This is a genomic window from Kineococcus aurantiacus, from assembly GCF_013409345.1.
In the GTDB taxonomy this organism is placed as follows: domain Bacteria; phylum Actinomycetota; class Actinomycetes; order Actinomycetales; family Kineococcaceae; genus Kineococcus; species Kineococcus aurantiacus.
Genome location: NZ_JACCBB010000001.1, coordinates 1,714,713 through 1,729,446 on the forward strand (window position 1 = coordinate 1,714,713; position 14,734 = coordinate 1,729,446).

At 75.4% G+C, this 14,734-nt stretch carries 14 protein-coding genes; 7 read left to right on the forward strand and 7 right to left on the reverse strand.

Going from position 1 to position 14,734, the window contains the following annotated elements:
• Window positions 1–22 precede the first annotated feature (22 nt).
• Both BJ968_RS08275 and BJ968_RS08280 read right to left on the reverse strand, forming a co-directional pair.
• Window positions 23–1,018 (reverse strand): o-succinylbenzoate synthase, encoded by a 996-nt coding sequence (locus tag BJ968_RS08275; RefSeq protein WP_179750836.1) that lies wholly within the window; start codon window positions 1,016–1,018, stop codon window positions 23–25.
• Window positions 1,019–1,044: 26 nt separating this feature from the next.
• Entirely contained in the window at window positions 1,045–2,244 is a 1,200-nt protein-coding gene (locus BJ968_RS08280) for an AI-2E family transporter (protein ID WP_179748102.1), read from the reverse strand.
• A gap of 70 nt (window positions 2,245–2,314) precedes the next feature.
• On the opposite strand from BJ968_RS08280, the gene BJ968_RS08285 reads away from it, so the two are divergent.
• The 3 genes from BJ968_RS08285 to BJ968_RS08295 all read left to right on the forward strand — a co-directional run bounded on the left by BJ968_RS08285 (window position 2,315) and on the right by BJ968_RS08295 (window position 4,809).
• Window positions 2,315–2,701, forward strand: a complete 387-nt coding sequence (locus BJ968_RS08285; protein WP_218884940.1) for a MerR family transcriptional regulator — start codon at window positions 2,315–2,317, stop codon at window positions 2,699–2,701.
• A 34-nt stretch (window positions 2,702–2,735) separates the two neighbouring features.
• Window positions 2,736–3,752 carry an aldo/keto reductase gene (locus BJ968_RS08290; RefSeq protein WP_179750840.1) on the forward strand — a complete coding sequence of 339 codons (1,017 nt, stop codon included), beginning with the start codon at window positions 2,736–2,738 and terminating at the stop codon, window positions 3,750–3,752.
• 115 nt (window positions 3,753–3,867) lie between these two features.
• Complete coding sequence (locus BJ968_RS08295) at window positions 3,868–4,809, forward strand: 1,4-dihydroxy-2-naphthoyl-CoA synthase (protein ID WP_179750842.1); 942 nt, start codon at window positions 3,868–3,870, stop codon at window positions 4,807–4,809.
• A 46-nt stretch (window positions 4,810–4,855) separates the two neighbouring features.
• Here BJ968_RS08295 and BJ968_RS08300 read toward each other — a convergent pair whose 3' ends face one another.
• Window positions 4,856–6,325 carry an EAL domain-containing protein gene (locus BJ968_RS08300; protein ID WP_179750844.1) on the reverse strand — a complete coding sequence of 490 codons (1,470 nt, stop codon included), beginning with the start codon at window positions 6,323–6,325 and terminating at the stop codon, window positions 4,856–4,858.
• Between the two features lie 75 nt (window positions 6,326–6,400).
• A complete protein-coding gene (locus tag BJ968_RS26475) occupies window positions 6,401–8,800 on the reverse strand; it encodes an EAL domain-containing protein (RefSeq protein ID WP_179750846.1) in 2,400 nt (799 codons plus the stop codon).
• 165 nt (window positions 8,801–8,965) lie between these two features.
• Between BJ968_RS26475 and menE the strand changes: the two genes are divergently transcribed.
• The 4 genes from menE to BJ968_RS08325 are packed head-to-tail and all read left to right on the forward strand — an operon-like array spanning window position 8,966 to window position 11,696.
• Entirely contained in the window at window positions 8,966–10,123 is a 1,158-nt protein-coding gene (gene menE / locus BJ968_RS08310) for an o-succinylbenzoate--CoA ligase (RefSeq protein WP_179750848.1), read from the forward strand.
• A 42-nt stretch (window positions 10,124–10,165) separates the two neighbouring features.
• The gene (locus BJ968_RS08315; RefSeq protein WP_179750850.1) at window positions 10,166–10,426 is read left to right on the forward strand and encodes a PLD nuclease N-terminal domain-containing protein; all 261 of its coding nucleotides are present in this window, start codon (window positions 10,166–10,168) and stop codon (window positions 10,424–10,426) included.
• A gap of 46 nt (window positions 10,427–10,472) precedes the next feature.
• The gene (locus BJ968_RS08320) at window positions 10,473–11,393 is read left to right on the forward strand and encodes a 1,4-dihydroxy-2-naphthoate polyprenyltransferase (protein WP_343077899.1); all 921 of its coding nucleotides are present in this window, start codon (window positions 10,473–10,475) and stop codon (window positions 11,391–11,393) included.
• Between the two features lie 24 nt (window positions 11,394–11,417).
• Window positions 11,418–11,696: a hypothetical protein gene (locus BJ968_RS08325; protein ID WP_179750852.1), complete on the forward strand. Its 279-nt coding sequence runs from the start codon at window positions 11,418–11,420 to the stop codon at window positions 11,694–11,696.
• A gap of 22 nt (window positions 11,697–11,718) precedes the next feature.
• Here BJ968_RS08325 and BJ968_RS08330 read toward each other — a convergent pair whose 3' ends face one another.
• Genes BJ968_RS08330 through resB form a run of 3 tightly spaced genes read right to left on the reverse strand, consistent with a single transcriptional unit; the run spans window position 11,719 to window position 14,725 of the window.
• Entirely contained in the window at window positions 11,719–11,997 is a 279-nt protein-coding gene (locus BJ968_RS08330) for a DUF4229 domain-containing protein (RefSeq protein WP_218884941.1), read from the reverse strand.
• Between the two features lie 2 nt (window positions 11,998–11,999).
• Complete coding sequence (gene ccsB / locus BJ968_RS08335; protein ID WP_179750856.1) at window positions 12,000–12,986, reverse strand: c-type cytochrome biogenesis protein CcsB; 987 nt, start codon at window positions 12,984–12,986, stop codon at window positions 12,000–12,002.
• Window positions 12,983–14,725, reverse strand: a complete 1,743-nt coding sequence (resB, locus tag BJ968_RS08340) for a cytochrome c biogenesis protein ResB (RefSeq protein ID WP_179750858.1) — start codon at window positions 14,723–14,725, stop codon at window positions 12,983–12,985. Before resB ends, ccsB begins: the two co-directional genes overlap by 4 nt.
• Between the last annotated feature and the right edge of the window lie 9 nt (window positions 14,726–14,734).

Below are 14,734 nucleotides of genomic sequence, written 5' to 3' on the forward strand. Positions count from 1 at the left end.
GCACCGGGCGCTCCGGGCGCGGTCAGGTCAGGTGCGCGTGCGCGGCCGCGATCCGCTCGCGCCACCAGGCCTGCCGCTCCTGCGGTGCGGCCCACCGCTCCAGCAGTCCCGGGTCGGCGGCCACGGCCCCCACGGGCAGCGAACCCCCCACGGGCAGCAGCGGGTCGGTGACCACGTCGGCGGCCAGCAGCGCCGCGGTCCCCAGCCCGCACGCGAACGGCAGGTCCGGCAGGGCCGCCGCGAGCGCCGTCCCGGCCGCGATGCCGACGCTGGTGTCGAGCGCGGACGACACGACGACGGGCAGCCCGCAGCCGCGGGCGACCTCCAGCGCCCGCCGCACCCCGGACAGGGGCGCGACCTTGAGGACGACGACGTCGGCGGCCTCCAGCCCGGCGACGCGCAGCGGGTCCTCGGCCTTGCGGACGCTCTCGTCGGCGGCGAGCCGCACGGGGGTGCCGGCGGCGGCCAGGCGGCGGCGCAGCGCGGCCATCTCCTCCAGCGTGGCGCACGGCTGCTCGGCGTACTCCAGACCGGACGGGGCGAGCTCGGTGAGGGCCCGCTCGGCCTGGTCGAGGTCCCACCCGGCGTTGGCGTCGACGCGGACCCTCCCGTCCGGGCCCAGGGCCTCGCGGACGGCGGCCACCCGGGCGACGTCCTCGCGCAGCCGGGTCGCGAAGTCGGCGCCGGCTTCGGCGACCTTCACCTTGGCGGTGCGGCAGCCGGGGAAACCGGCGAGGACGTCGGGGACGTCGGCGGCCGCGACGGCGGGCACGGTGGCGTTGACCTCGACCCGCTCGCGCCGCGGCGCCGGGAACCCCTCCCAGGCGGCCTCCACCCCGGCCGCGAGCCAGCGCGCCGACTCCGCGGGCCCGTACTCCAGGAACGGCGCGAACTCCCCCCAGCCCGCGGGGCCCTCGAGCAGGACCGCCTCCCGCTCGAGGATGCCGCGGAACCGGCGGCGCAGCGGGAGGCGGACGACGTGGGCGGCGGCGAGGAGGTCGTCGAGCGGGGGCAGCACGGCCCCAGCATCGCCGACGGGACCCCTCAGCGGCGGTCGGCGCGGTGGGCGGCGGGCTCGTCGGCGGGCAGCTGCACCACGTGCGGGGCGGAGGCGGGCCGGCGTTCCTCCCCCACGGTCGGCTCGGCCTTGGGCCGGCCGCGGCGGTGGTCCCACACGTCGCGCAGGACGACCTGCACGATGCTGGCGAGGGGGATGGCCAGCAGGGCCCCGAGGATCCCGGCGAGCTCCACGGCCAGCAGGATCGCGACGATGACCGTCAGCGGGTTCAGCTTCACGGTGCGGGAGAAGACCAGCGGCTGCAGCAGGTGGTTCTCCAGCTGCTGGTAGATCAGGAAGAACACCACGACGGCGATGGCGGCGGGCACCGAGTGCACGAGCGCGGCGACGACGGCCACCACGGCCCCGATCGTCGCGCCCACCAGCGGGATGAGGTCGGCGATGGCCACGAACAGCGCGATGAGCCCGGCGAACGGCACCCCGGCGATCTTCAGGACCGCGTAGGTCAGCACCCCGCACACGGCGCTGATGAGCAGGTTGCCGGACAGGTAGCCGGTGACGGACTTGGCGCAGTCGGCGCCCACGCGGCGCAGCCGGGTCGCGGTCCGGGGCGCGAAGAGGTTGGAGAACCCGTCGACGGCCTTGGGGCCCTCCAGGACCATGAGGAACGACAGCACGAAGATCGAGGCCACCCCGGCCGCACCGGAGGCGACGCCGCGCAGGACGCCGGCGGCGGGGGTCGTCAGCGTGGAGGCGTACTGGCGGATCCGGTCCTCGTTGTTCTCCACGTACGTCAGCGCGTGGGTGCGTTCGAGGAGGCCACCGACCGGACCGCGGCCGGCCCGGGCGTCGTCGATGAGGCCCGGCAGCTGGCCGGCGAACCGGGTGCCCTCCTGCGCGAGCGGCACGGCGAAGACCGTGCCGATCGCGGCGAGCACGACCACGAGGACCAGGAACACCAGCAGGGTCGCCAGCGAGCGGTGGCGGTGACCGAGCAGGTGGTTCTGCACCCAGCCCACGAGCGGGTACAGCGCCACGGCGAAGAAGAGGGCGACGACCATCCAGGTGAGGACCTGGCGGGTCTGCAGCACGACGTACAGCAGCAGCGCCGTGGCCAGCAGCAGGCCGATGACGGTGAGGATGGTGCGGACGGTCCCGGAGGAGGGCGCGCGGTCGTCGGAGATGCCGCTCAGGGCGGTTCCGCCGTGCGGCGTGTTCTCAGTCACAGTCACCGACTGTGCGTCCAGGCAACGGGGCGCGCACGCCGAACCCCACCCGTCCTGGCAGGCTGGTGCCGTGCTGGACGCGCTGGTGGGTGAGGGCATCGCGGAGGTGGCGCAGCGGCTGGGGACCACCGCCCACACGCTGCGCTACTACGAGAGCGCCGGGTTGCTGGTGCGCCCGCCCGGGCGCGACGCCTCCGGGCGCCGCAGCTACGACGCGGCCGACGTGCGGTGGATCGAGACGGTGCAGCGGTTGCGCGCCACCGGGATGCCGGTGCGCGCCGTGCGCGCCTACGCCGACCTGTGCCGGGCCGGTGCGGGCACGGAGGCCGACCGGCTGGACCTGCTGCGCGCCCACCGCGAGCGGGTCCGGGCCGACCTGGACCGCACCGCGGCGCACCTGGCCGCCATCGAGGCGAAGATCGAGGGGTACGAGGAGACCGTCCGGTCCCGCGTTTGACTTCGAGCGCGCTCGAAGGGCGAGGCTGCCCGGCATGACCGACCACCTCCCCACCCGCGTCCCCACCCGCGTCCTGGGCAGCGCCGCGAACGGCACCGCCCTGCCCGTCTCCGCCCTCGGCCTGGGCTGCATGGGCATGAGCGAGTTCTACGGCGCCGGTGACGAGCAGGAGTCGCTCGCGACGATCGCCGCCTTCCTCGACGCCGGCGGCACCTTCCTCGACACCGCCGACATGTACGGCCCCTTCACCAACGAGCAGCTCGTCGGCCGCGCGGTCGCGGGCCGCCGCGACGAGGTCGTCCTGGCCACCAAGTTCGGCAACGAGCGCTTCCCCGACGGCACCCGCCGCGTCAACGGCCGCCCCGAGTACGTCCACGCGGCGTGCCGGGCCAGCCTCCAGCGCCTGGGGGTCGACCACGTCGACCTGTACTACCAGCACCGCGTCGACCCCGACGTCCCCGTCGAGGAGACGTGGGGCGCGATGGCCGAACTGGTCCGCGACGGCCTCGTGCGCCACCTCGGCATCAGCGAGGCCGCCCCGGCCACGATCCGCCGCGCCCACGCCACCCACCCCGTGACGGCCGTCCAGACGGAGTGGTCGCTGTGGACGCGCGACGTGGAGGAGAACGGGGTCCTGGCGACCACCCGCGAGCTCGGCGTCGGTTTCGTGCCGTACTCCCCGCTGGGCCGCGGTTTCCTGTCCGGCACGATCCGCAGCGTCGACGACCTCGCCGACGACGACTTCCGCCGCGCCAACCCGCGCTTCCAGGGCGAGAACTTCGCGCGCAACCTCCAGCTCGTGGAGGAGGTGCGGGCGCTGGCCGCCGGGCTCGGGGTCAGCGCGGGGCAGGTGGCGCTGGCGTGGCTGTCGGCCCAGGGCGAGGACGTCGTGCCGATCCCCGGCACCAAGCGCCGCGGCTACCTCGCCGAGAACCTGGCCTCGCTGGACGTGCAGCTGTCCGCGCAGGACCTGGCGCGCCTGGACGCCGTCCTGCCCGTGGGGGCCACCGCCGGCGAGCGCTACCCCGACATGTCCAGCGTGCACCGCTGACCCCGCCCTGACCCCGGCGTCCCGCTCGAAGCACGGTTCGGGCCCTCCCCGCGTCGCGTGGAGGGCCCGAACCGTGCTTCGAGCGGGAGAGCGGGCCTGCCGTACCCTGCGGGGCGTGTCGGCCCTGGACGGTGTGAGCGAGACCTTCGACCCCTCGGCGTGGGCGGAGGTGCCCGGGTTCGAGGACCTGCAGGACGTCACGTACCACCGCAGCGTCGTCGAGGGCCCCGCGCGCGGCACCGTCCGCATCGCCTTCGACCGGCCCGAGGTGCGCAACGCGTTCCGGCCCGGCACGGTCGACGAACTGGCCCGCACCCTGGACCACGCGCGCCGCACGCCCGACGTCGGCTGCGTCCTGCTGACCGGCAACGGCCCCAGCCCCAAGGACGGCGGCTGGGCGTTCTGCTCCGGCGGCGACCAGCGCATCCGCGGCCGCTCCGGCTACCAGTACGCCGACGGCGAGACCGCCGACACCGTCGACGAGCGCCGCACGAAGGCCGAGGGCGGCCGGTTGCACGTCCTGGAGGTGCAGCGGCTCATCCGGTTCATGCCGAAGGTCGTCATCGCCGTCGTGCCCGGCTGGGCCGCCGGCGGCGGGCACAGCCTGCACGTCGTCGCCGACCTCACCCTGGCCAGCGCCGAGCACGCCCGGTTCAAGCAGACCGACGCCGACGTCGGGTCCTTCGACGCCGGGTACGGCTCGGCGTACCTGGCCCGGCAGGTGGGGCAGAAGTTCGCCCGCGAGATCTTCTTCCTCGGTCGCCCCTACACCGCGCAGCAGGCCCACGAGATGGGCATGGTCAACGCCGTCGTCCCGCACGCGGAACTGGAGGCGACGGCGTTGCAGTGGGCGGCCGAGATCAACGGCAAGTCCCCCACGGCACAGCGGATGCTGAAGTTCGCGTTCAACGCCGTGGACGACGGGATGGTCGGCCAGCAGGTGTTCGCCGGGGAGGCGACGCGCCTGGCCTACATGACCGACGAGGCCGTCGAGGGCCGGGACGCGTTCCTGGGCAAGCGGGAACCGGACTGGTCGCCGTTCCCCTGGTACTTCTGAGGCCGGTCCGGGCCGGGCGGTCAGCTCGCCCCGCTGCACCGCGAGCTCAGCGCGGTCCGACGGCGCGCTCCGCGGCCTGCCGGGCCGGCGCCAGCCGCTCGTGCAGGTCGCGGATCGTCGCGGCCAGCTCCCCCGGCGGGGCCGGCCGGGCGTGCAGGAAACCCTGCTGGGTGGGTGCGCCCATGCACCGCAGCAGGTCCGCCTGCCCGGCGGTCTCGACGCCCTCGACGACGAGGCCGAGGCCCATGGAGCCCGCGAGCAGGACCAGCCCCTCGACGAGGGCGCGGGTGCGGGCGTCGGTCTCCAGGTCGCGCACGTAGGACCGGTCGACCTTGAACGCCGAGAACGGCCGCCGGCGCAGGTAGGCCAGCGTCGCGTAGCCGGTGCCGAAGTCGTCGACCGTGAGGTGGGCGCCGGCGGCGACGGCCGCGTCGAGCGTCGCGGCCGTCAGGACGTCCTCGGCGACCAGGACGGTCTCGGTGACCTCCAGCACGAGCCGGTTGGGGGTGGCGGCGGCCACGGCGCGGCGGACCGCGGGCAGGAACCGGGGGTCGTGCAGCTGGGGGGCGGACACGTTGACGGCCAGGACGACGTCGCGGCCGGCGGCCTCGCGCAGCGCCGCGACGTCGGCCACCGCGCGGTCCAGGACCACCAGCCCGAGGTCGGCGACGAGGCCGTGGCGCTCGGCGAGGGGCACGAACTCCTCGGGCGGGACGAGCTCGCCGTCCCGGCGCCAGCGGACCAGGGCCTCCACGCCGCTCACGACCCCGGACTCGACGTCGACGGTGGGCTGGTAGTGCACCTCCAGGTGGTCCTGCGGGCCCGGGGCCAGGACGGCCGCGCGCAGCCGCTCGACGGTCCGCAGGGTCTCCCCGTGCGCCGGGCCGGTGGCCCGGTCGACGACGCGCACGCACCCGCCGCCGGCCGCCTTGGCCTGCGCGACGGCGGCCTCGGCGGCTTCCAGGAGCTCGGTGCCGGCCCCGCACGGGCGGGCCACGCCGACGGCGACCCCCACCCCGAACCGGGACCCGGCGACCTCGTGGGGTTCGGCCAGCACCGACAGCAGCCGGACGGCGACGTCGACGGCCGCGTCGGGTTCGGACAGCAGGACGCCGAACTCGTCGCCGCCGAGGCGGGCCAGCTCGTCGGCCCCGGCCGCGCGGCCCCGCACCGCGGTCCGCAGCCGGCGCGCCACCTCGACGAGCACCGCGTCCCCGGCCGCGCGCCCCCGGGTGCTGTTGACGGCGCGGAACCCGTCGAGGTCGAGGTGCAGCAGCGCCACCGGGGGGCCGTCCTGCACCCGGGCCGCGACGAGGGCGGCGAACGCGGCCCCGCTGAGCAGCCCCGTGAGGGGGTCGGTGCGCGGGGGGCGGGACTCGGCGAGGACGAGCCGCTCGCGGACCGCGCACAGGGCGCGGCGCTCGCGCAGCACCGCCCACCACGACCAGCCCGCCACGACCAGGGCCAGGGCGGCGACGACGCACGCGGCGACGAGGAGCACCACGCCAGACCCCACCCGCCCCACCTCCCGCGGTCGCCGGTTCCAGGGCGATCCTGACCGCCCCGCCGGGGGTGCGCCAGCGGGACCGGGTCAGGCGCTGAGCTGGGGGGAGACGGGCTCGTCGAGGACCGCGGCGAGCTCGTCGGCGGGCAGCGGCCGGCAGTACAGGTGCCCCTGCGCCAGCTGGCACCCCATCTCGCGCAGGATGGCGGCCTGCTCGGCGTGCTCGACGCCCTCGGCGACGATCGTCAGGCCCAGGGCCTGCCCCATCTTCACCATGCCCTCGACGAGGGCGCGGGCGGTCGGTTCGGTCGCGATGTCCCGCACGAAGCTGCGGTCGATCTTGAACGAGGAGAACGGGCGGTGCCGCAGGTAGCCCAGGGAGGAGAACCCCGTCCCGAAGTCGTCGATCGTCAGCTGCGCCCCGGTCTCGGCGAGGTCGCGCAGCCGGTCGACGGTGTCGTCGTCGATCATCACCGACTCGGTCATCTCCAGGTGCAGCCGGCAGCCGCTGAGCCCGGTCTGCCGCACGGCCGCCGCGACCCGCTCGGTGAAGTCGGGGTGGCGCAGCTGGACGGGCGAGACGTTGACCATGAGGTCGAGGCGGCGACCGGCGAGCTGCTGGATCGCGGGGGCGTCGCGCGCGACTTGGCGCAGCACGGAGTCGCCGATGCCGACGACGGTGCCGGACCGCTCGGCCAGGCCGATGAACTCGTCGGGGCCCACGAGGGGCTCGACGGCCCCGCCGCGGTCGCGGCGCCAGCGGACCAGCGCCTCCAGCCCGACGACGGTGGCGCCGACCCCGCCGGTGGGGGCGCTCTGCAGGTCCACGATGGGCTGGTAGTGCACGACGAACGCCTCGGCGGGGGCCTGCTGGAGGTCCTCGATGACCTGCAGGCGGGCGATCTCCTCCTCCAGCAGCTCGGGGCGGAACTCCACCCAGCGGTTCTTGCCGGTGACCTTGGCCCGGTACATGGCGGTGTCGGCGTTGCGCAGCAGCGTCCCGACGTCGTCGCCGGGGCGGGCCCGGGACAGGCCGATGGAACCCTGCACGCGCAGGACGTGGCCGCGCATCCGGACCTCGACCCGCAGGGCGACCAGGACGCGGCGGCACAGCCCCTCCACGTCGGGGCAGTCCGGCAGCAGCACCGCGAACTCGTCGCCGCCGAGGCGGGCCACGGTGCTGCCGCCGCGCAGGGTGTCGCGCAGCCGGGAACCCACCAGGCGCAGCAGCTCGTCGCCGGCGTCGTGGCCGAAGCGGTCGTTGACGCCCTTGAAGCCGTCGAGGTCGAGGTAGAGGACGACGAGCCGGTCCAGCCGGCCGCCCTCGCGGGCGCGCTCGAGCTCCTGGGCGAGCCGCTCGGAGAACTGCAGCCGGTTCGGCAGCCCCGTCACCACGTCGCGGCGGGCCAGGCCGTGCATCTCCTCGCTGGCGCTGACGCGGAAGAAGGCGGCCTCCCCCACCGAGGCCAGCGCCTCCAGGGCCTTCTCGTCGGAGGCGCGCTGGTTGGGGTCGCGGCGGCGCGGGGCGGTGATGTGCAGGACGACGCCGTCGCCGGCGACGACGGGGACGCCGATCTCGTCCTCGCCGGGCCCGACGGAGCGGACCATGGCGGCGGGGGTCCCGGCGACCATCCGCGCGTGCTTCTGCAGGGCCCGGGCGAGGTCGGCGCGCCGGCCCTGCGTGTGCAGGGCCGTGGCGGCCTCGAACAGCGCCTCGCTGCGGCGGGCGACGTCGCGGGTCTGCCGCATGGCGCGGGTGGCCGCCATGGTGACGATCATCGGGATGATGAGCAGCAGCGCCGCCCACGGGGCGAGGCGGTCGTGGACGAGGCCCCCCAGGTACCCCAGGCCCCCCACGGCGACGCTGGTGCCGATCGCCAGCCACGCGCCGGTGTGCAGCAGCTCGTCCTTGATGGAGGTGCGTTCCTGGACGGCCACCGAGACGGCCGAGACGGCGACGTCGACGACGAAGACCGCCGCGACGGCCGCAGCGACGGCGAACAGCTCCGGGACGGTCATGTCCAGCGCGATGACGCGCGGGTACCCGTCCTTGCCGGTGCCGGGGACGGTCAGGGCGCTGAGGACGGCGAGCGCCACGGGCAGGAAGAGGACGCCGATGCTGGCGTTGTAGACGCGGCTGACCCAGCTCTTGCGCTGGAGCAGGTTGGTCGGGACGACGCACAGGCACCAGGCCAGCGCGGCGACGTCGGGCCGCACGAAGCACAGCAGGAAGACGAGGACGCCGATGTCGAACTGGACCTCGATGCCGGCGTGCTTGGTGTTCAGCTGGAAGGGGAAGCGGGTCAGCAGCTGCATGAGCGGGAAGCCGACGACGAGGCTGAGCAGCAGGTCGCCCCAGCGGCCGGACCCGTCGGCGCGGACGAAGCAGACCGCGGCCGCGAGCGTCGTGGCCAGGGCGGCGAGGGTGACGACCCCGTCGAACAGGACACTGGCCTGCGGGCGGCGTTCACGCACGGCTCCACTCACGCGCCACCTCCTCGACGTCGTCTGATCGAGCGCCATCCTGACACTGCGAAACCATACGGTCACGCTCGATCGTGGGTCAGCGAACTGCGACAACCCGCTCGGAGCAACTCGGGCACCACCGCGGGTGACGTCCCGGCCCCCCGCGCGGCGGCCTACCCTGCGCGGGTGCGTCCCCTGCAGCCCCTCGCCGTCCCCGCCGGCGACGCCGTCCTGACCCTGCTGCCGACGCTGGCGCGGGCCCTGGCCGGCGACCTCCCGCACGCCCTCCTCCCCCACGCCGCCGGCACCGCGCCGCACCCCGCCCTGCGCCCGGGCCGGGCCCTCGACGCCGGGGAGGACGACCCGCACGACCCCACGGCCGTCGTCGTCGCCACCTCCGGGTCCACCGGGACCCCCAAGGGGGCCCTGCTGCCCGCGGGGGCGCTGCGGGCCTCCGCCGCCGCGACCGCCGCCCGGCTGGCCCCCGGCCCCGGGACCCAGCAGTGGGTGCTGGCCCTGCCCGCCCACCACGTCGCCGGCCTGCAGGTGCTGCTGCGCTCGGTGCGGGCCGGGACCGAACCGGTCGTGCTGCCCGAGGGCCCGTTCGGCGCCGACGCCTTCGTCACCGCCGTCGGCGCCTGCACCGGGGACCGGCTGCTGACCTCCCTGGTCCCCACCCAGCTCCTGCGCCTGCTCGACGCCGGCGAGGAGGCCACCGCGGCCCTGCGCGCGTTCGCGGCGGTGCTCGTCGGGTCCGCCGCGACCCCCGCCCCGCTGCTGGCCCGCGCCCGCGCCGCCGGGGTCCGCGTCGTCACGACGTACGGGTCCAGCGAGACGTGCGGCGGCTGCGTCTACGACGAGGTGCCCCTCGACGGCGTCGTGCCCTCCCTGGAGGACGGGCGGCTCGTCCTGGCCGGTCCCGTCGTCGCGCGCGGCTACCGCGGCCGGCCCGGCGACCCCGCCTTCGCCGGCGGCCGGTTCCGCACCGACGACACCGCCGCCCTGAGCGGTGGCCGGGTCCGCGTCCTGGGCCGCGTCGACGACCTCGTCACCACCGGCGGCCTGAAGGTCGCGCCCTCCCTCGTCGAGGACGCCCTCACGGGCACCCCCGGCGTCGGGGAGGTCGTCGTCGTGGGGGTCCCCGACGCCGAGTGGGGCCAGCGGGTCGTGGCGTGCGTCGTGCCCGCCGGGCCGCCGCCGACCCTGGCCGAGCTGCGCGAGCGCGTCGCGGCGGCCGTGGCCCGGCACGCCGCACCGCGCCAGCTGCTGCTGCTGGAGGAGCTGCCGCTGCGGGGCCCGGGCAAACCCGACCGCGCGCGGCTGCGCGAGCTCGCGCAGGCCTGAACCCCGGGTGGGGGCGGACCCGCACCGGTGACAGACTGGGGCATGGTCAGAATCCTGCCGACGCTGCTGGTCCTGGCCCTGACGGTGTGGTGCCTGGTGAGCATCGTGCAGGCCCCCCAGGGTTCGGTGCGGAACCTGCCGAAGTGGGCCTGGATCCTGCTGGTCCTCTTCTTCCCCCTCGCCGGGGGCATCGCCTACGTCCTCGCCGGCCGCCCCGTGGGGCAGCTCCCGCCCGCGGCGCGCCGCCCGCGGCAGGCCCCCCGCGGGCCCGACGACGACGAGGACTTCCTGCGGGGCCTGTGACCCCCGCGGTGCGACCACGCAGCCGGGCGCGGGACAATCGGTCCTCGTGTCGGACCCCGCTGAACCGCTCCTGCCCACCACCCCGGTGACCCACCGCCGGGCGACCCCGAAGCAGTGGGTGGCCGCCGCGCGGCCCCGCACGCTGCCGGCCGCCCTCACCCCGGTCCTGGTGGGCACGGGCGCGGCCGCCGCGGTCGACGGCGTCGTGTGGGTCCGCGCCGTCCTCGCGCTCGTCGTGGCGCTGGCCCTGCAGGTGGGGGTGAACTACGCCAACGACTACTCCGACGGCATCCGCGGCACCGACGACGACCGGGTCGGGCCGTTCCGGCTCGTCGGGTCCGGCGCCGCCGAACCGCGGCACGTCCGGGACGCCGCCTTCGCCTGCTTCGCGGTCGCCGGCCTGGCCGGGCTCGTCCTGGTCGCCCTGTCGGGGGCGTGGTGGCTGCTGCTGGTGGGCGCCGCGAGCGTCGCCGCCGCCTGGTACTACACCGGCGGCAAGCGGCCGTACGGCTACTCCGGGCTCGGGGAGGTGTTCGTCTTCGTCTTCTTCGGCCTGGTCGCGGTGACGGGCACGACGTACGTGCAGGCCGGCCGGGTCGACGGGACCGCGATCGCGGGCGCCTTCTGCGTCGGCTTCCTGGCCTGCGCGATCCTCGTGGCCAACAACCTGCGCGACGTCCCGACGGACGCGCAGGCCGGCAAGCGCACCCTCGCGGTGCGCCTCGGCGAGCCGCGCACCCGCACGCTGTACACCGCGCTGGTGGCCGGCGCGTTCGTCGCGGCCCTGACGACCGTCCCGTGGCACCCGTTCGCGCTGCTGGTGCTGCTCGCGCTCGTCCTGGCCCAGCGCCCGGTGCGCACCGTGCGCGGCGGCGCGAAGGGCCGTGACCTCATCGCGGTCCTGAAGGACACCGGCCAGCTGGAGCTGCTCACCGGGGCGTTGCTGGCGCTCGGGCTGGCGCTGTGAGCCCCCACGCGCCACAGTGCGCCCATGGGTGAGATCGACGTGGTCGCCGACGGCGAGCACCGCTACCGCGCGCGCCTGGGGACGACCGACGGTGCCAGCACCGAGCACGTCGTCACCAGCGACGCCGGACTGCTGGAGAGGGTGCGGGCCACCGCCGCCGAGGAGCCGATCCTGGTGCGCCGGGTCCTGGAGGTGCTGGTGGAGGCCTCGCAGACCTCCGGGAACCCGCTGCCCGAGGTGATCGACCTGCGCCGGCTGGACGCCGAGCGACCGGAGCTGCTGCCGAGCGTCCCGCTGCGCTGACCCGGCGCGCGCCGGGGACGGGTCAGTCCTCGGCGGCGTTGTCCTCGTCGAGCCCGCGCGTGAACCGCGACTTCTTCGCGGTCCCCTCGCGCTGGGCCGCGACGCGGCCGTCGACGCGCTGCTGGAGGGCGGCCGCCATCTGCTCGCGCTGCCGGCGCAGCAGCACGAGGGACAGCAGCACCGAGACGACCGCCGCGATGGCCAGGCCCAGCCAGCCCTTCGCGCCGAGCGCGTTGACCACGACGAGGACGACGAAGAAGATCCCGAGCCGCAGCGCGGTGTAGCGGAGCGTCACACCCATGGTCAGACCCCCGCGTAGGAGTGGAGGCCGGGGAAGAAGATGTTCACGACCAGGTAGTTGAACAGCATGCAGCCGAACCCGAGGACCGACAGCCACGCGGCGCGCCGGCCGTCCCAGCCGCGCGTGGCCCGGGCGTGCAGGTAGGCGGCGTAGACGACCCAGATGACGAACGTCCACACCTCCTTGGAGTCCCAGTTCCAGTAGCGGTTCCAGGCCACCTGCGCCCAGACCGCCCCCGCGATGAGCGTGAACGTCCACATGACGAAGGCCACCGCGTTGAGCCGGAACGCGGTGCGCTCCAGCTCCAGGGAGCTCGGCAGCGCGTCCATGAACACCCCGCCGGCGCGCCGGCCCTCGGCCTTGACGCGGTCGCGCTTCTCCTGCACGAGCTGCAGGACGGTGGCGGAGAACCCGAGCGTCGACAGGGCCGTGGCGAGGATGGCCACGAAGACGTGGATGACGAGCCAGTAGCTGTCCAGGGCCGGGACGAGCTGCGCGGCCTGGACGTAGAACTTCACCAGCGCGATGCCGAGGGTGACGAGGATCGGGCCGGTCACGAACGTGCCGAGGTAGCGGGCGTCGCGGCCACCGCCCAGCCCGGCGCGCCGGGCGCGCAGGACCGCCACGAGGTACCCCAGGGCCACGACGCACGTCCCGGTGAGGGCGAACTCGAACATGTTGCCCCACGGCACGCGGTGCACCGACAGGCCGCGCGTCACGACCGACCCCAGGTGCAGGGCGGCGGCGAGGACGAACAGCGAGGTGGCGATCGCGGCCGCGCGGCGGCGGCGGGCCGTCACGGGCCTCTCCAGCGTCCGGGTGCCGCCGCCGGCGACGGCGGCCTCCTGGCGCCGGGCCTGCCGGTCGGTGATCTCCTTGCCGCCCTCGGCGAGGTCGGCGGCGTAGGCGATGAAGGAGAACAGGTACGCGGTCATCCCGCCGTACAGCAGGACGTTGCTGATCCTGGCGATGTTCTCGTCGACGGTCACGGACTCTCCTCGGGAACGTGCGCGGGCTGCTCATGGTCCCCCACGAGGGGGTCTGCTGGCGAACCGCCGGGGCGGCGGGGGTCGCCGGTGGGGTCCTCGGCGGGGTCGTCGGCGGGCTCGCCGAGGGTCTCCCGCAGCCGGCGCAGCACGGCCTCGACCTCCTCGGCCAGGCCCGCGTCGTTGCCGCGGGCCAGGCCGGCGACCTCGACGGCCGCGCCGCCGCCCGCCGGGACCGCCTTGACCCACACGCGGCGGCGCGGCAGGAAGAGCGAGAGCACCAGACCGGTCGCCGCCAGCAGGGCGAAGACGAGCGCGGCGCTCTGGCCGGGGGTGGAGCGGACGTCGAAGCTGGCGAACCGCTCGACGCCCCGGAACTCCACCGTGCCCAGCCCGTTCGGCAGCGTGACGACGTCACCGGGCTTCAGGGTCAGCGCGACCGCCTGGCCGGAGGCGTCGGTGACCTCCGTCATGCGCGTCGTGTCGAGCGTGTAGACGTTCTGCGCGACGCCGTCGTCGAGGCCGAGGTCACCGGTCCAGACCTTGGCGACGAGCACCGGGTTCACGGCCCCCGGGAACGAGGACACCGGGGCCCCGTCGGCGTTGCTGGACGCGGTCGGCAGGAACACGCCCTGGATGCCCAGCTGGACGGGCCGCCCGTCCGCGTCGACGGCGTCGGGGACCTTCACGACCCCCGTCGAGTCGTAGTTGGACGTCTGCGGCAGGAAGGGCGTCGGGCCGTCCTGCACGACGTCGCCCTCGCCGTCGCGGACCACGATGACCGGGGCGTAGCCGTTCCCGGACAGCGAGATCTGGGTGTGCCCGACCTTGGCCGGGTGGTTGACGCTGATCGTCTCCCGCCGGGCCCGGGCCCCCGGCTCGTCGGTCAGCGTGACGTCCGCGGCGAACGTGCGGGGCTCACCGATCTGGGAGGTCTGCTGCGCCTCGAAGGACACGTCCATCGAGTCCAGCGCCAGCGTGAACGGCGGGACGTCGTCCACGGTCGTCCAGGTGCCCCCGGAGAAGCTGTCCAGGGTGGTGCCCACCATCGTGCCGCCGGTCGTCACGAGCCGCTGCCCCGAGTAGGAGAACAGCGAGCTCGACGCGATCGCGACGAGCAGGCCCACCAGCGAGACGTGGAACAGCAGGTTGCCCGTCTCGCGGTGGTGCCCCTTCTCCGCCGCGACGGACCCGGGGCGCCGCTCGACGCGGAAGCGGCGGCGGGCCAGCACCGCGCGGGCGGCGTCGAGCACCTCCTCCGGCGCCGCGGCCAGCGTCGCCGCCCGGTGTTCGGGCAGCCGGCCCAGCCGCGCCGGGGTGCGCGGCGGCCGGGAGCGCAGCGAGCGCCAGTGCACGCCGACGCGGGGGGTCACGCACCCGATGAGGGAGATGAACAGCAGCAGGTAGACGGCCGAGAACCAGACCGAGGAGTACACGTGGAAGCCCTGCAGGCGCTCCACCCACGGGTAGGCCGTGGGGTGGTCGAGCCGCCACTGCGCGACCCCGGCCGGGTCGTTGTTCTCCTGCGGGAAGGTCGAGCCGGGCACGGCCGCGACGGCCAGCAGCATCAGCAGGAACAGCGCCGTGCGCATGCTCGTCAGCTGCCGCCAGCAGTAGCGCGCGAACTCCAGCGGCTTCATCTCCGAGGCCAGCTCGCGCCGCAGCCTGGCGGGCTTGGCCCCCTCGACGTCGCGGTACTCGTCGCGCAGGTCGTCGAGGTGGGTCTCGTCGGTCCTTGCCATCACTGCACC